Annotated in this window: 19 protein-coding genes; 11 read left to right on the forward strand and 8 right to left on the reverse strand. The window is 67.7% G+C overall.

Translation table 11 applies throughout. The annotated features are described in order from the left end of the window. Positions 1 to 17: 17 nt before the first annotated feature. Both E3O42_RS00925 and E3O42_RS00930 read left to right on the forward strand, forming a co-directional pair. Positions 18 to 623 (forward strand): DnaJ family domain-containing protein, encoded by a 606-nt coding sequence (locus E3O42_RS00925; RefSeq protein ID WP_134452060.1) that lies wholly within the window; start codon positions 18 to 20, stop codon positions 621 to 623. A 31-nt stretch (positions 624 to 654) separates the two neighbouring features. After that, entirely contained in the window at positions 655 to 1,236 is a 582-nt protein-coding gene (locus E3O42_RS00930) for a DNA alkylation repair protein (RefSeq protein WP_134452061.1), read from the forward strand. Between the two features lie 59 nt (positions 1,237 to 1,295). Here the strand turns inward: E3O42_RS00930 and E3O42_RS00935 are convergent, their stop codons facing one another. Then, entirely contained in the window at positions 1,296 to 2,723 is a 1,428-nt protein-coding gene (locus E3O42_RS00935; RefSeq protein ID WP_134452062.1) for an ATP-binding protein, read from the reverse strand. Between the two features lie 166 nt (positions 2,724 to 2,889). Between E3O42_RS00935 and E3O42_RS00940 the strand changes: the two genes are divergently transcribed. The 4 genes from E3O42_RS00940 to E3O42_RS00955 all read left to right on the forward strand — a co-directional run bounded on the left by E3O42_RS00940 (position 2,890) and on the right by E3O42_RS00955 (position 6,495). After that, a complete protein-coding gene (locus E3O42_RS00940; protein ID WP_134452063.1) occupies positions 2,890 to 4,158 on the forward strand; it encodes an MFS transporter in 1,269 nt (422 codons plus the stop codon). A 301-nt stretch (positions 4,159 to 4,459) separates the two neighbouring features. Further along, positions 4,460 to 4,948: a heme-degrading domain-containing protein gene (locus E3O42_RS00945; RefSeq protein ID WP_134452064.1), complete on the forward strand. Its 489-nt coding sequence runs from the start codon at positions 4,460 to 4,462 to the stop codon at positions 4,946 to 4,948. Positions 4,949 to 5,113: 165 nt separating this feature from the next. Then, the gene (locus E3O42_RS00950) at positions 5,114 to 5,524 is read left to right on the forward strand and encodes a Rid family hydrolase (protein ID WP_134452065.1); all 411 of its coding nucleotides are present in this window, start codon (positions 5,114 to 5,116) and stop codon (positions 5,522 to 5,524) included. A 29-nt stretch (positions 5,525 to 5,553) separates the two neighbouring features. Next, complete coding sequence (locus tag E3O42_RS00955) at positions 5,554 to 6,495, forward strand: pseudouridine synthase (RefSeq protein ID WP_134452066.1); 942 nt, start codon at positions 5,554 to 5,556, stop codon at positions 6,493 to 6,495. A 20-nt stretch (positions 6,496 to 6,515) separates the two neighbouring features. On the opposite strand, the gene E3O42_RS00960 is transcribed toward E3O42_RS00955, so the two are convergent. From E3O42_RS00960 to E3O42_RS00985, 5 genes are all read right to left on the reverse strand, one after another. Beyond that, positions 6,516 to 7,019, reverse strand: a complete 504-nt coding sequence (locus E3O42_RS00960; protein WP_134452067.1) for a SixA phosphatase family protein — start codon at positions 7,017 to 7,019, stop codon at positions 6,516 to 6,518. Between the two features lie 284 nt (positions 7,020 to 7,303). Beyond that, positions 7,304 to 7,633, reverse strand: coding sequence for a protein kinase domain-containing protein (locus tag E3O42_RS00970; RefSeq protein ID WP_166787850.1), 330 nt, complete (start codon positions 7,631 to 7,633; stop codon positions 7,304 to 7,306). A 99-nt stretch (positions 7,634 to 7,732) separates the two neighbouring features. After that, positions 7,733 to 8,419 carry a phosphatase PAP2 family protein gene (locus tag E3O42_RS00975; RefSeq protein ID WP_134452069.1) on the reverse strand — a complete coding sequence of 229 codons (687 nt, stop codon included), beginning with the start codon at positions 8,417 to 8,419 and terminating at the stop codon, positions 7,733 to 7,735. A gap of 154 nt (positions 8,420 to 8,573) precedes the next feature. Next, positions 8,574 to 8,795 carry a hypothetical protein gene (locus E3O42_RS00980; RefSeq protein WP_166787851.1) on the reverse strand — a complete coding sequence of 74 codons (222 nt, stop codon included), beginning with the start codon at positions 8,793 to 8,795 and terminating at the stop codon, positions 8,574 to 8,576. Continuing rightward, positions 8,759 to 9,391, reverse strand: a complete 633-nt coding sequence (locus E3O42_RS00985) for a trehalase-like domain-containing protein (RefSeq protein WP_134452071.1) — start codon at positions 9,389 to 9,391, stop codon at positions 8,759 to 8,761. Before E3O42_RS00985 ends, E3O42_RS00980 begins: the two co-directional genes overlap by 37 nt. A 148-nt stretch (positions 9,392 to 9,539) precedes the next feature. Here E3O42_RS00985 and E3O42_RS00990 point away from each other — a divergent pair, with 148 nt between their 5' ends. The 5 genes from E3O42_RS00990 (at position 9,540) to E3O42_RS01010 (ending at position 12,320) form a co-directional block, all read left to right on the forward strand. Continuing rightward, complete coding sequence (locus tag E3O42_RS00990) at positions 9,540 to 10,226, forward strand: NUDIX hydrolase (RefSeq protein WP_134452072.1); 687 nt, start codon at positions 9,540 to 9,542, stop codon at positions 10,224 to 10,226. Between the two features lie 203 nt (positions 10,227 to 10,429). Then, positions 10,430 to 11,020, forward strand: coding sequence for an RNA polymerase sigma factor (locus E3O42_RS00995; protein WP_134452073.1), 591 nt, complete (start codon positions 10,430 to 10,432; stop codon positions 11,018 to 11,020). Continuing rightward, positions 11,020 to 11,520 carry a hypothetical protein gene (locus E3O42_RS01000; protein ID WP_134452074.1) on the forward strand — a complete coding sequence of 167 codons (501 nt, stop codon included), beginning with the start codon at positions 11,020 to 11,022 and terminating at the stop codon, positions 11,518 to 11,520. The genes E3O42_RS00995 and E3O42_RS01000 overlap by 1 nt, the downstream gene beginning before the upstream one ends. After that, the gene (locus tag E3O42_RS01005) at positions 11,517 to 11,750 is read left to right on the forward strand and encodes a hypothetical protein (protein ID WP_134452075.1); all 234 of its coding nucleotides are present in this window, start codon (positions 11,517 to 11,519) and stop codon (positions 11,748 to 11,750) included. Before E3O42_RS01000 ends, E3O42_RS01005 begins: the two co-directional genes overlap by 4 nt. Before the next feature lie 45 nt (positions 11,751 to 11,795). Further along, positions 11,796 to 12,320, forward strand: coding sequence for a hypothetical protein (locus E3O42_RS01010; RefSeq protein ID WP_134452076.1), 525 nt, complete (start codon positions 11,796 to 11,798; stop codon positions 12,318 to 12,320). Here E3O42_RS01010 and E3O42_RS01015 read toward each other — a convergent pair. Both E3O42_RS01015 and E3O42_RS01020 read right to left on the reverse strand, forming a co-directional pair. Beyond that, on the reverse strand, positions 12,317 to 13,339 hold the full coding sequence (locus E3O42_RS01015) for a TerC family protein (protein ID WP_134452077.1): 1,023 nt from the start codon (positions 13,337 to 13,339) through the stop codon (positions 12,317 to 12,319). The genes E3O42_RS01010 and E3O42_RS01015 overlap by 4 nt on opposite strands. A gap of 282 nt (positions 13,340 to 13,621) precedes the next feature. Further along, positions 13,622 to 15,460, reverse strand: a complete 1,839-nt coding sequence (locus tag E3O42_RS01020) for a DEAD/DEAH box helicase (protein ID WP_134452078.1) — start codon at positions 15,458 to 15,460, stop codon at positions 13,622 to 13,624. Between the last annotated feature and the right edge of the window lie 99 nt (positions 15,461 to 15,559).

Genomic DNA, 15,559 nt, shown 5'->3' on the forward strand with positions numbered 1-15,559 from the left:
GAACCTAGGCTGGTGTCATGACTGGCCCACGCGAACCCCGCGATACGCCGCTCAACGTGGCGCGGTACAAGATCAACCGAGAGACTCCCGCATCCGAACGCCCGGAGGCCGTCGAGCCGGACACCAACGAGGCCGGCCAGGCCATGATGGATGCCCGCGCCCAGTACGTGGAGATCTCCATCCAGCAGGCCATGCGTCGCGGCGACTTCGACAACCTGCCCGGCACGGGCAAGCCGATCCCGGGGCTCACCGCCCCGTACGACCCTGACTGGTGGATCCGCCAGAAGATCGATCGCGAGCAGATCACCGGCCTCGGACCGGCTGCCCTCACCCTGCGCTCCGAGGATGCCGGACTCAACGCGCGCCTCGACGCCGTGGTCTCCGAACGACAGGTGCGCGAGACCCTCGACGACTTCAACCGGCGCGTGATCGAGGCCCGCCGGCAGCTACGCGGCGGCCCGCCCGTCGTCACGGCGATCCGCGACGTCGATGCGGAGGTCGCTCGCTGGCAGGCACGCCGCGAGGCCGTGCGGATCGAACGGGACGGGGCCCGGGACCGCGACGCGGCGGCTCTCGCCGCCATGACCTGGCGGGAACGCCGCCGGGCCAAACGCGAGCGTTGAGGGCGGCCGGAGCCGGTGGCATCCTGACTGCATGACGGATGAGATCACCGCCGCGGAGTTCCACGAGAGCCTGGTGGCCCTGGCCAGCCCGGAGCAGCGGCAGAAGTACACCCGGTACTTCCCGGGAGACGACTCCTTCATCGGCGTGCGGATGGGCGACGTGTTCGCCCTGGCCGGCCGGGTGCTCGCCATGCCGGCGCACGACATCGAGACGCTGTTGGAGAGCCCGATCCACGAGGTGCGGGTCGGCGCGTGCTCGATCATGGGCAAAGCGGCGACGCACCGTAAGGCCAGCGTCGAACGGCGCGAAGAACTCTATGAGCTGTACCTGCGGCGCCGCGACCGGATCGACACCTGGGATCTCGTAGACCTGGTCGCGCAACAGGTGGTCGGCGGCTGGCTCATCGACAAACCACGTGACCCGCTCTACGCCCTCGCGGGGTCGTCGTTCTGGCCCGAGCGCCGCACCGCCGTGGTCTCGACCGCCGCATTCCTTCGCCGGGGCGAGATCACCGACACCCTCCGGCTGGCGCGGATGCTCGGCGACGACGAGAACGCCGCCGGCCTGCCCCGGCTGACGCTGCTCGCCGGTTACCTGGCCCGCGAGCTGTGAGCAAAGCCCCAAAAACTTCGATTTCTTGGGGCTTTTCTCACAGCTCGCGGTTGGGAATCTCACCCCGTCCGCAGGGGTACTCCAACGTCGGCTCCGCCCTCTCGGGTGAGCCGCGAACCCATCGTGACCATGGTGGGCGCGGGCACAAAACCGCCGGCGAAGAGGGCCTCGCCCTGCTTGAACCGCGACGCCCGGGCGAGCATCGCGGGTGGCACAAAGCCGAAGATGGTCGCGAGCTCGGCGAGGTCCACCGGAGAGGTCATCTTCATCAGCGCCAGGTTGTCGCACTGCGAGATGATGCTGGGGTGCACCCGGGACGGCCGCTGGGTGGACAGCAACAGCCAGAGACCGAATTTGCGTCCTTCCGCCGCGATCTGCACGATCCTCTCCCGTACCGCCACGTGCAACGGGCTGGTCTGGTCGGGTGAGCAGAAGTTGTGCGCCTCGTCGATCACGATCAGGAGTGGACGGCGCTGCTCCCTTTTGTCCCACAGGTCATCGAGCACCGCCAAAGCGACGACCAGCGACTCCTCCGGGTAGGCGAAGCCACCGAGGTCGAGAACCGTCGCATCGGGCCGGGTCTCCAGGATGTCGGTGACGGCAGCTAGCCCCTTCGCCCAGACGCTCCAGTCGGTGACCCGGAGATTCTCGGTGCGCGCCGCCAGGTCCCGCGCGGCCGGGGTGCCCCGTTCCACCAGGCCGGGGACGACCCTCGTCGCATCGACCAGGCCTACGGTGTCTTCGATGTGCATCAGTTCGTTGTGCTCGGCACGATCATCGAGCGGATCGAGCCGAAAGACGGCCGCCTTCGCCCGCAATGACAGGTCCAGGAATCGCACCCGGAGGGCATCCGGGCTCGACGACGACGGGCGTAGTACACGGATGTCCCGGGACGCCAGCGCCCGCTGCGCATCCGTTGGGGCGCCCGCCGGATGGGCCTGCCTCATGTGCACGAAGTCCGCGTTCGGGTCAAAGATCACCATGGGCAGCGCCGTGTGGATCAGCAGCTGTTCCAGCACCACGCCCAGGGCGTAGGTCTTGCCCGATCCGCTCTGCCCGCACCAGAAGGTGTGCCTGTTGAAGCGTTGGGCGATCAGCCGGGCCGGGATGTGCTGGGAGGCCAGGAAGGAGCCGATGGGCAGGGACGCCGTGGCGTCGCCGTATAGCACCTCGGTCGTGCGGGCATCCGTCGGTTGGATCGTGGCCGATCCGAACGCGACGGAGCGACGAACGTCGAGGTGCCGCCCATCCCCATCGAGCAGACCCAGGATGCGACCGGAGCCGTGCGGGGCGCCCCCGATCGTGACGGCGACCTCCTCAACCTGGCCCAGCTGATCCGTCTCCTCTTCGCCCTCATCAGTGGACCGCAGGATCACCAGGCCACCCGGCTCGAACCGGGAGCCGGTGGCGCCCACGAATTGGAAATGCCGGCCGTCGATCGACACCGCGGCGGCCTTCTCGAGTGTTGCCTTGTCAACATCGCTCATGTTTATGACCCTTCATCGGCCTCTCGGGGGAGAAGCTCACTGCTTCAGCGGCAGCGTAGTGCCGTTTCGTCGCTAAGGAAGGGTTCCCGCGTGACCTAGCCATCCGCCCTGCGGGGGTCGATGATTACTTCGTGACGGGACATGGTGCGCCGATCGGACCCGGGTCGTGAACCCGGCGTCCCAGCGCGTCCAGCGCACGTACCTGATTCTGCTGCTCGGCAACACCCTGGCGGCGTCGTTCATTTGGGGCATCAACACACTGTTCCTGCTCGACGCCGGGCTAAGCAACTTCGAGGCGTTCGCCGCAAACGCGTTCTTCACCGTGGGCATGGTGATCTTCGAGATCCCCACCGGCGTGGTCGCGGACACCGTGGGACGCAAGGCCTCGTATCTGCTGGGCACCATCACACTGTCGGTGACCACGGCGCTGTACTGGATGCTCTGGGTCTGGCATTCGCCGTTCGTCTGGTGGGCCATCGTGTCGGTGCTGCTGGGCCTGGGCTTCACCTTCTTCTCCGGCGCCGTGGAGGCCTGGCTGGTCGACGCGCTCACGTCGACCGGGTACACGGGCAGCCTCGAGGCCGTCTTCGGCCGCGGGCTGGTGGTGACCGGAATCGCCATGTTCGCCGGTTCGGTGCTCGGCGGAGTGATCGCTCAAGCCACCAATCTCGGCGTGCCGTTCCTCGTGCGCGCCGGGGTGCTCGTGATCATGTTCATCTACGCGTTCGTCGTGATGAGGGATCTTGGTTTCACCCCTGACCGCTCGAGGGGCCCGGTGAAGGCGACCCGCCTCGTGCTGTCGGAGTCGATCGAACACGGGCTGAAGCGGCGGTCGGTGCGCTACATGATTCTTTCCGCGCCGTTCGCCTCCGGCGTCGGCTTCTACGCCTTCTACGCGCTGCAGCCCTACCTGCTCGAGCTGTACGGCGACCCGTCGGCGTATTCCATCGCCGGGCTGGCCGCCGCCATCCTCTCGCTGGCGCAGGTGGTCGGCGGTGTCGTCGCGCCCCGCATTCGCACCCTCTTCGCCAAGCGCACCAGCACCGTGATCGGCGCCTCCCTGCTCAGCGTGGTCTCGCTCGTAGTGCTCGGCCTGAACAGCCTGTTCTGGCTCGCGGTGGTCTTCCTGATGGTCTGGGGGTTCGTGTTCGCGGTCGCCGAGCCGGTGCGGCAGGCCTACCTCAATGACATGATCCCGTCGAAGCAACGCGCCACGGTGCTCTCGTTCGATTCGCTGTTCGGCAGCCTGGGCGGCGTGTTCATCCAGCCCGCCCTGGGCCGCTCCGCCGACCTCTGGGGCTACGGCGCCTCCCTGATGATCGGCGGCCTCGTGGAACTGATCGGTGTTCCGATCATGCTCGCCAGCCGGCGCCAGAACGACCCCGCCGATATCAAGACCGTGCGAGCGGATGCCCCGGCGCCCGAGACGCCGTGACCGGTTCGTCGACCGGCGAGTTGCCGGTCGTGCCGGACGCGCGTACCGTCGCCAATGGCATCCATCAGCCGGTCGGGAGTGGCCGTCGACATGCACGTTGCTCGAGCGCTACGGGATCTTCGCGGCCAGCCAAGCGTGGCGGGTCCGCGATCGTCGCCGCCACCGTGCTCTGGGGAGTCACCTTCGGCGGAGCATCCGCCCAACTCCAGGCCGCGCTCCCTACCAGGTCCGGCCGGCACCGGTATCGTGCTCGGTAGTGCGGCGCACCGCTGCCGACACCCCAACGAAATCGGACTCTGCCATGTCACTCACCCCTGACCCCGCCGCCCAGGCCCTCCTGCCGCTCCTGGAGGAACAGAATTCCAGCATCGGTTTCACCTCTTTCGACTACGACGATGCGTACAGGCTCGGCAGCGCGATCATGGCGCGCGCAACCGCCGACGACCTGAAGATCACGGTGGCGATGTCCTTCGGTCAGCAGCGCGTCTTCCACGCGGCGCGGCCAGGCACGACCGCAGACAACGATGACTGGCTGGCCAGGAAGTTCCGCGTGGTGGCCCGGTACAACGCGCCGTCGTTCCTGATCAGCACCAAGTACCGGGCCAGGGGCCAGGATTTCAACGAGGTCACCGGTCTGCCCATCGCGGAGTACGCGGCCGCCGGCGGAGCGTTCCCGCTGCGGGTGAACGGTTCCCTCATCGGCGCTGTCGGGGTGTCGGGCCTGGTCGAGAACCTCGACCACGACCTGGTCGTCTGGGCGCTCGAAGCCGCGCGGGCCGCCGCCTCCTGAGAGCGAGTCTGCGCGCCCGTCAGGTCGTGGGAACGCCGGGTCTTGTCGGCTCGCACCAGCGGATGACCAGCACGATGATGCCGGCGACGGGCACCGACGACCCGGTAATGTCGGTGATTCGCCGTCGTATCGCGACGGCCACAGCCCACCCCACGTGAGGACCCCATGACCGAGTACACCCGTCAGAACATCTCGTCCGGCTCGGTTTGGGAGCCGGTCGTCGGCTACTCCCGCGCCGTGCGTGCCGGCGCCTTCGTGTTCGTGGCCGGCACCACCGCCAGCTCGCCCGACGGGGCCGTGGGCGGGGCGGATGCCGCGGCGCAGGCCCGCGAAATCTTCGTGCGCATCGGCGCGGCCCTGCAGCAGGCCGGCGCGAGCTTCGAAGAAGTCGTGCGCAGCCGTGTCTACCTGACGGACATTGCCGACTTCGACGCCGTCGGTGCGGTGCACGGCGAGATCTTCGGCGCCATCCGCCCGGCTCTCGTCGCCGTGGCGGTTGGCGCGCTGGCCGCCCCCGACCTCCTCGTGGAGATCGAACTCGACGCGATCATCGGCGCGGCGCTCCCCACCTCGTAGCCGGGACGGTCAGCACGTACGATCGGAGGATGCCCCCGCGCTCGCCCCTTCCGCCACGACACGGGCTCGATGCGGCGTGGCTGGGCACCCCGGAGCGCGGCCGGCCCGGCTCGCCGAAGCCGACCTGGCCGACTATGGGAGCCTGGCTCCACGACCGGCTGGCCGAGAGTGTGAATGTGGCCGAGTTCCTGGCCGACGGTCGGTTCGTCTACGAGAACGGCACGTCGGTAGCCGGGGCGGACCGGTACCGGCCGACGACCTTTGTCTGGTTTCACCGCGACCTGGCCGACGAACCGGTGGTGCCGGGCCCTCTGCACCTGATCTATCGGGACGAGCGGATCGTGGTGATCGACAAACCGCCCTTCCTCTCCAGCATCCCGCGGGGAAGGCACGTCGTGCAGAGCGTCGTGGTTCGCCTCCGCGCCCAACTGGAACTACCCGAACTCTCCCCTTTGCACCGCCTGGACCGGGTGACCAGCGGCCTGCTGGTCCTGGCCACCGAACGCCGCTGGCGCGGGGCGTACCAGACCCTCTTCCAGCGCGGCGAGGTGAGCAAGGTGTATCGGGCCTTGGCGCCGCTGCGACCGCACCTCGAGCTGCCCGTGACCGTGCGCAACCACCTCCGAACCCGGCCGGGCCACTGGCAGAGCGAAGTTGTGCCCGACGCCCCGGTCAACGCCGAGTCTCTGATCGAACGAGAGGGTGCACACGGGGATCCCCGACAGTACCGGCTGACACCCCGGACCGGGCGCACCCACCAGTTGCGCTTGCACATGTTGGGTCTCGGCATCCCGATCATCGACGACCCGCTCTACCCCGTGGTGCAGGATGTATCGGTGCATGATTTCAGGCGGCCGCTCCAACTTCTGGCCAGCGAACTGGCCTTCACCGATCCAATCGACGGTGCCCTGCGACGCTTCGAGAGCGTGCGAAGGCTGCCGCTGCCGGCGGAGGCCACAGGAGCGGAATGACGCTGGATTTTTGCGCGTGCCTAGGCGAGTCCGGCCCGGCTGGCACGGCCGCTGGTCACGAGAACGGCCGTGGAGGCCGCAAGCTCTGCCCAGGTGCCCGGCACGCCCAGCACAGCCAGGGCCGACGTCGGCAGCGTGACGCTCTCGCCGGTGAGCACGGAGACAAGTTCCTCGAGCCCAGGATTGTGGGCCACGAGAATCACGGTGCGCAGTTCGTCGGGCAGTTCCTGCACGATCTGGAGCAGGTCTGAAACGGATGCGGCGTATGCTCGCTCATCGACCCGAGCCTCGGGGCTCGACTTCAGTTCCGCTGCCACCAACGCCCAGGTGGCACGGGCCCGGGTGGCGGGGGAGACGATGGCCACGTCGATAATGCTGAACTGCTCGGCCAGCCAGCTGCCGACATCCGTAGCTTGACTGTGCCCGCGTGAATTGAGCGTGCGGTCGATGTCGGCCTCGCCGCCCGACCAACCGGACTTGGCGTGCCGAAGCACGAGTAGTGTGCGTTCATTACGTACGGTCATGACGATAGTCTGCACCCGCCACCCTAGCTATCGGGTGCGCCCGGGTCGATGACGCTGGTGTGGCGGGATGGGGCACTGGCGGTGTTCCTCCTCGGTGGCGGTACGAAACTCGTAATCCAAGAGCACAATCCCGGCTCCCGGTCGATCTGATCGATGCCCAGTCCATGACTGGACTAGAACCAAATTCGGTCATGGTCGACGATGCTCACCAGCGAGATAGGCGCTGAGAAGACGCGAGCGGCCATCGCTGTGATCCGGTCGAACGCGCCGTCCGGCGGTGTAGATCAGCGGACGGTCGGCCAGCACAGGAGGCCCCGGAAATAGATGTGCGGCCGGTCGGGATCTGACCTGTCCACGCCGGCGTCGAACAGGGTGACCAGGCTGTGGTGGGTCAGGCTGGCCAGCGCGTTCACCTCGTTCTCCTGAAGGTGGATGTCGTCCTTCGAGGTGGCGGTCGTGTCGAAGATTTGTACCGCGACCTTTCGGCCCAGGGACTGGTCGCGAGCACGATAAACCGATCCGAGACCACCGCGCCCGATGACTTTCCGTAGCCGATAGCGTCCCCGCAGGATGCCTGCGTTCGCGTCGTCCCCGTCGGGACCGAATGTTGTCACGATATCGCCCCTGCTGTCGCGGTAAATAGATGAAATAGTGCCGGGGTCTAGGGCAATAGCGACATCGTTGAGGCCGCATGTCCAAATGGCGTCGCTCGTCTACTGTTTAGGCGAATGCTTCCGGGCGAGTTTGTGCTCGCCGTCGAGTTTCGCGGCCACCGGAGCCCAGAGCGCAACTGCGACCCCGACGCCAAGGAATAGGGCGCCGACGGTGTCGGTGAGCCAGTGCGCACCCAGATAGGTGCGGCTCATCATCATCAGGACCGTGTACAGCGCCGCGGCCACCCACACCCAGACCCGCGGAAAAAGGATTGCCAGCACGGCGGCTGTCGCCGCCGCATTGGCCACATGCCCGGAAGGGAACGATCCGAAGTCGAGATTCGTCAAGATGTTGTCGGGTCGTGCCCGACCGAAAAGATGCTTGAGTAGTTGCACGAGGCCGCCGGTGACGATGCTGACAGCTAGGTAGTACCCGGCCGCCCACGGCCGCTTCGCGACAAGTACCAGGGCGGCGGCGACCACAGCCGGCAGCACAAAGGTCGCAATCACGCCACCGCCGAGCGTGTCCATTATGAGCGCAAGGGAATCCCAGACAGGCGCGCGATTCTCCCCTAGCTCGTCCGACCACTCAGTGTCGATGGAGAGGGGCATACCCCGCCTCACGATCAACACCCCGAGGCCGACGGCGAGGCCCAGGGCGAGGAGGCCGCTCACCACCGGCCACCAGTGGGAGAGGCGCTTAGTCCGCGGCTGTGCCGCAACCTCAGGATGCTTGCCCGTGTTCATCTCGCAATGTTAGGCGGTTGAGGGCGGGTGAGGGGGCGCGTTCCGACCTCGAAGTGGGGACGCGCTGTTTTGCAGGCCCGGCGCTACACTTTCTTGACATGAGCATTGGCCGCGCGCGAAACGGTGCGTACCAGGCGTTGGGTGACCGCACCGCTCAGCCGGCCATGATTATGCGCATCCGCTCGTCGGGGTCAATGAAGTGGTCGTTCTCGTCGTCGCCCAGGTCGATCTGCACCCGATTGATCCGCCCCTTAGAGCGGCTGTCCTTCGTGGTGTAGTCGGCCGTGACCGGGGTACCGTACCCGTAGCCTACGTCGGTGGTCTCGTCGGCCGAGAAGATCATGGCCTGGGTGGCGCCCACCCGGCCGGTGCCCACCAGCTTGATGTCGTAGTACAGAGCGATATCGCCGCCCTTGCCCAGCCCGCCGCCATGGTAGGTAAACTCCATCCGCACCTGACACTGCCGCCAAGGACGAGCGAGACGTCTCCGTTGACGACCTTTGCCCTGGTGTAGCCGGGGCCTTCGAAGTTCCAGACGCCCTGCTGCCTGGCGTGGTCGAACAGGGGGAAGCAGTTGACCTGGAGTTCCACGCGACCGTCGAAACAGGTGGCGATGCGCAACAGGGTGCGCTGCGCAATGGAGTCTCCGGGGGAGCGCCGGAAGCCCTCGCGGCGGTGCTCGGCCAGCGGACCCATCACCAGCACATCCTTGACCGTCATCCAGCCGGTGGGCGTGTGCCAGGTAGTCTCCAGCACCATGGTGCCGGAGAGGTAGCGTCGCTGCTCAGGCACCGCAGTGTTGGTGGGGGAGAAGTTGAACAGGCCGGCGGTGCGGTCGAGCAGCGCGGCGAAGACGCTCGGGCTGTCCGGCCGGGGCAGGCACAACCATTCCACGGCACCGCCCGTGGCGATCAGGGTGCTCACTTCACAGTCGGAGAGGAACGCGTAGTCGGCGATCGGCGGGAATTTCATAAGCGGGTGACCTCCGTTTGACGGTGGTAGCGGGGCGGGTCGGTGCGCACCACAGTTATCCCTGACGATGCCGTTGCCAACGCTCGACCCGGCGGATCGCGCCTACGCAGCCGGGGGAGGCGTCAACCCCGCTGCGTATGGTGGATGCATGCCTGCTGCATCGAAGGACCCCCGCGCCGAACTCGTGGCGCTCTGCGAGCGTGGGCTGGACTGGGGGACCGGCCGAAGCCGCGACCTCCCCGACTTGCGGAGCGCTCGCCGGGCCGCGGTTCTCGTGCTGTTCGGTGTGCTCGACGCGGTTCCGGCGCAGTCGCCGGCCGGGCCCGGCCGGGTGCCCAGGGACCTCGATGTGCTGTTGCTGCGCCGCGCCTCAACCCTGGGCAGTCACCCGGGGCAGATCGCCTTCCCAGGCGGCCGGCTCGAAGCATCCGATGCGGGCCCGATCGCGGCGGCGCTGCGGGAGGCCGTCGAAGAGACCGGGCTGGATGTCGCCGGCCTCGAACCGCTTGGCACGCTGCCGGCCATGCCGGTGCCGGTGAGCAACCACCTTGTCACCCCGGTACCGGCCTGGTGGACCAGCCCCTCCCAGGTGGCCGCGATGGATCACGCCGAAACCGTCGACGTCTTCAGGGTGCCCGTGGCGGATCTGCTCGACCCCGCCAACCGGGCGAATACCGTGCACAACGTCGGCGGCACCGAATATCGGGCGCCGGCGTTCACGGTGGGCGGCCGGCTGGTCTGGGGCTTCACAGGGATTGTGCTCTCGCGCATGTTCGACGAGCTCGGCTGGGCTGGGCCCTGGGACCACGATCGCATCGTGCAGCTCGACCGCTAGCGGGCGCGCTTGTGCCGGGGCGCTCGGTGGTGCTCGGGTGCTCAGTACTGCTCGGTGCACCCCGTGTGGCCCAATGCGCCCTCTATAACTGGCGCGCCCCGCCACAGGGGGCGCAATGACGGCATGCGGGCGGCGGCGGGTGGGGACGGAACGTCAACATGGCCGGATGGAACCATTTGCGGGGGTGCGGACATTATTAGGGTATGACGGCAGCCCGGGGGACCAACGAGTACGAGGTGTGGGCTCGCGCCGTCGAGGGGGATGCGGGGGCGTTCGGGGCGCTCTTCGATGAGCATCGTGACCGGGTCTTCGGTCACGCCCTGCGCGCGCTCGCCTCGCGGCACGACGCTGAGGACGCCACGGCAATCGTGTTCCTCGAGCTGTGGCGCCACCGGCGCCGGGTGCGGGTGGTGAACGGCTCGGTGATCGGCTGGCTGCTCGTGACCACCAACAACGTCTGCCGCAACCAGGCCCGCTCGGCGCGGCGATACCGGCTGGCCCTGTCGAAGCTCTCGCCCGAACGCTCGCATCCGGACCCGTCGGACGAGCTCGGTGCGGCGCTGGACCGCGACCGCAAGGCGCCGGGCGTGCGCGAGGTCTTCGCCCAACTGAGCGCCCGCGACCAGGACATCCTCACGCTCTGCGTGCTGGAGGAGTTGACCACCGCCGAGGCGGCACTGGCGCTGCGGATCCCGATCGGCACCGTGAAGTCCCGGCTGTCTCGGGCTAAGAACCGGATGGCCGAGTTGATGATGCAGAGCGCACCCGATGTGCGAGAAGGATGGAGCCAGTGATGACCCCCGACCGCCCCCAGGGTCCCCCTGACCACCACGTGATGGACCCGGGCCGCAGCGCCGAGATTCGGGCCCTGCTCGTCCGCACGGTGTCAGCAACCCCGCGGCCCCGCGCCGCGCGACTCTCCCGGACAGCGTTCTCGTTGGCCGCGACCGCGGCGCTGCTGTTCGCCGGCGGCATCGGGGCAGGCACCGTTGTGGCCTACGACCGGTGGTCAGACGATCTCGTCGCCCAGGACGCCAGCGGGCCCGCCGACGCATCAGCGGACACGGACGTCGGCGTCACCGCGGCCGCGGCCGAGGAGTTCACGCCGGTCCTCGAGCTGAACGGCGAGACCGGCTACGCCTACCGGAGCGATATTCAGGAGGCGAAGCTCGCTCATCTGGGCGCCACCCACGATGCCGTCGAATCGTCGGGCGACGATGGGCGGGTGCCGATTTATCGCGTCGACGGCGTGACCGTGCTGGGGTACTTCGATCCAGCCGGGCTGACCCCGTGAGGCGCCCTCTGGCCGCCGCGGTCACGCTGCTGTTGGCCTGCTCCGTGTTGCTGGCGGGCTGCGCGGGTGCGTCCGGCGCACCGGATGCACCCACCGACCCGTTCGGCTGCGGCATCGTGGTGACACCGCAGCGGGCGGTCGTCGGCGAAAACGTGACTATCTCCCGGCCCGCCACTGAGTCGGGTGAGATCTGCACCACGCTGGCCCCCGGCACTACCCAAACCCTCTAGCTGCGCTCGATCGTCGCGAACGACTCCGCCCGGCAGACCACCGCAGTGGTTGTCGGCACCGACGGGTCATTCGAGGCCACGATGCCGGTGCCCACGGACATCCGGCTCGAGCGGGCCGTGATCACCGCGATACCGCCCGCCGAATCAGATTGCACCGAGGCCGCCATGGCAGCGGACACGCCCGACGCCTGCTACTTTCCCCGCGCGCAGTTCACCGTGGAGTTCGCAGAGGACGACCTCTCACCCGTGCGGATGGTCAGCACGGACGTCGCCATGCCGGCCCTGCCGGCGGACGACGGGGCCCGGGATTCCTACGCCCTGGCCGGGCCGGGCCGGAACGAGCTCACGCTGGTGATCTTCGGGTCTGGCTGTGCCTCCAGGCCGACACAGTACCGGCACGATGCGCCGACCGGCAGCCTGGAGATCGTCAGCGAGGTCATCATTCCCGCCGGCCAGGACGGCTGCAATGAACCCAGCATCCCGTGGACGACGGTCATCGAAGTCCCGGTGGAGTTCCGCGGCTACCGCAGTGTGAGCGTGGATAACCTCGCGACGATCCTGCTCGGCTAGTTCGAGTCCCCGGCCTTCGTGGTGGGCTCGCCGTCGACCTGGGCGCGGTCGGCCTTGGCGGCGTCCCCGCGGGTCTTGGCCAGGCTCGCGATGGTCGCGACGGTGACCGTGGCGGCGATGAAGACCAGCGAGAACCAGATCGGGATCTCGGGCACCCACAGTACCGGCTCGCCGCCGTTGATGAACGGCACCTCGTTGACGTGCAACGCGTGGAAGACGAGCTTGAGGCCGATGAAGGCGAGGATCACGGCCAGGCCCTGGGACAGGTAGACCAGGCGCTCGAGCAGTCCGCCGATGAGGAAAAACAGTTGGCGCAGGCCCATCAGCGCGAAGGCGTTGGCGGTGAAGACGATGTACGCCTCCGACGTGAGTCCGTAGATCGCGGGGATTGAATCGATGGCGAAGACCAGGTCGATGAAGCCGATCGCAATGATGGTGAGCAGCATCGGGGTGACGTAGCGCTTGCCGTTGATCCTGGTGGTGAGCTTGTCGCGGTCGTACTCGTCGGTGACGGGCAACACCCGACGAGCCAGGCGCACGAAGAGATTGTCGGCGGGGTTGCTCTCGTGGCCCCGCACCTGCAGGTACGCCAGCACGAACAGCAGCGCGCCGAAGAGATAGAACACCCAGGAGAAGTTCTCGATGAGGGCAGCCCCCACGGCGATGAACCCGCCACGCATGATCAGCGCGATGATGATGCCGAACATCAGCACTTTCTGCTGGTACGCCTTGGGCACCGAGAACGCGGCCATCACGATGAGGAACACGAAGAGGTTGTCGATCGACAGCGCCTTCTCGGTGAGGTACCCGGCGAAGTACTCGCCGCCGTACCGCCAGCCGGACACCAGGCCGATGCCGACGCCGAACACCAGGGCGAGGCTGATGTAGAAGACCGACCAGCGTGCGGACTCGCCCACCGTGGGCTCATGCGGCTTCCGCACGTGCGCGAAGAACTCGTAGGCAAAGAACGCGATCGTCACGCCGATGGTGATGATCCAGGTCAGGGGAGTGATGTTCAAGGAGAGCTCCAGGGCAGGAGGATCGGTCGATGCTCCCGTGCACATTCCAGACTAAGGCATGGCCCACGAACACGCTAAGGGTGCGCGCACTGCTCAAACCGGGTCCTGGGCCGTGCTGAAACCCTGCTGGTCGACGAGGCCCCGGCCTGCCCCCGGGGGTATCAGTACCGTCCGCTGGTCGAGCCCCGTCCGCTGGTCGAGCTTGTCGAGACCCGGTGAGTCGACCTATCGACGTATGTCACGAGGTTTCGACAAGCTCAACCAGCGAGGCTGGCAGGTGAGTTAGTAGCGGCGCGGCGGGCGCTCCGAGCGGTCGCCCTGCTGCGCACGGTCGTTGCGACCGGCCGAGGCGCCGTTGTCGGCGTGGATTTCGATGAGCTTGCCGCTGATGCGGGTCGCCGAGAGGCGGCCCAGCACGTCGCTGGTCAGGTCGGCGGGCAGGTCCACCAGGGAGTACTCGGGCAGGATCTGGATCGCGCCGAAGTCTTCCCGGCTCAGACCGCCCTCGTTGGCCAGCGCGCCCACGATCTGGCGCGGTTCCACCTTGTGACGCTTGCCCACCTCGATGCGGTACGAGGCCATGGCCCGGCTGCTGTCGCGCGAGCGGCGTTCGGGCCGTTCGCTGCGCAGCGGGCGGTCGTCGCGGCCGCCTCGGTCGTCGCGGCTGCCGCGGTCGTCCCTGCGGTCGTTGCGCACGGGCCGGTCGCGGTCGCGGTGCTCGGTGCGCTCACGGTCGAAACGCGCCGCGGCGCGCATGTCGTCGGCGTTGAGCAGCAGCGGGGTCTCGCCCTGCGCGACCACGGCGAGGGCGGCGGCCACGTCGGCCTCCGGCACGTCGTGGTGCTCGACGTAGTGACCCACGATGTCGCGGAACGCGGCGATACGTGCGGTTTCCTCGAGTGCGGCGGTGATCGCGTCGTCGAAGCGGGCGAGCCGGGTGACGTTGACGTCTTCGACACTGGGCAGCTGCATCTGGGTGAGCGGCTGGCGGGTTGCCCGCTCGATCGCGTTGAGCAGGTGACGCTCACGCGGGGTGACGAAGCTGATCGCGGCGCCGCTGCGGCCCGCGCGGCCGGTGCGGCCGATGCGGTGCACGTACGACTCGGTGTCGATCGGGATGTCGTAGTTGATGACGTGGCTGATGCGCTCGACGTCGAGGCCGCGGGCGGCGACATCCGTGGCGACGAGGATGTCCAGCTTGCCGCTCTTGAGCTGCTCCACGGTGCGCTCACGCTGTACCTGGGGAACGTCGCCGTTGATCGCGGTCGCGGAGTAGCCGCGGGCGCGCAGCTTCTCGGCGAGCGTCTCGGTCTCGTTCTTGGTGCGGGTGAAGACGATCATGCCCTCGAAGTTCTCCACCTCGAGGATGCGGGTGAGCGCATCCACCTTCTGCGGGTAAGAGACCAGCAGGTAACGCTGGGTGGTGTTCACCGAGGTCGTGGTCTTGTTCTTGACCGTGATCTCTTCGGGGTCGTTGAGATACTGCTTGGAGATGCGACGGATCTGGGCGGGCATGGTGGCGGAGAACAGGGCCACCTGCTTGTCGTCCGGGGTGTCGGCGAGGATGGTCTCGACGTCCTCGGCGAAGCCCATTTTGAGCATCTCGTCGGCCTCGTCGAGCACCAGGTACTTGAGCTGGGTGAGGTCGAGGGTGCCCTTTTCGAGGTGGTCCATGATGCGGCCAGGCGTACCGACGACAACATGCACGCCTCGGCGGAGCGCCGACAGCTGGATGCCGTAGCCCTGTCCGCCGTAGACGGGCAGCACGTGCACGCCCTTCATGTGGGCGGCGTACTTCTCGAAGGCCTCGCAGACCTGCAAGGCGAGTTCGCGGGTGGGGGCGAGCACCAGGGCCTGGGGGCTCTTCTGGGACATGTCGAGGCGGGAGAGGATTGGCAGCGCGAACGCAGCGGTCTTGCCAGTGCCGGTCTGGGCGAGTCCGACGACGTCGCGGCCGTCGAGGAGTGGAGGAATGGTGGCAGCCTGGATGGCCGACGGGGTCTCGTAGCCGACATCCTTGAGGGCTTTGAGAACGGAGTCACTGAGCCCAAGCTCGGAGAACGTGATGGTCGGGCGGGCAGTGGCTGCCTCGGTCGGTGCAGTTGAATCAGGAGGCGTCATAGTACTACGGTAGCCGGTCGAAGTGCTCACCCCGTTCGGGAGCACCACATCGGCCGGCTGCGGACCGGCTGCCGGCACTGGTGGAAGGGTCCGGACAGG

Origin of the sequence: Cryobacterium adonitolivorans (assembly GCF_004402695.1) — a bacterium.
GTDB classification, from domain to species: Bacteria; Actinomycetota; Actinomycetes; order Actinomycetales; family Microbacteriaceae; genus Cryobacterium; species Cryobacterium adonitolivorans.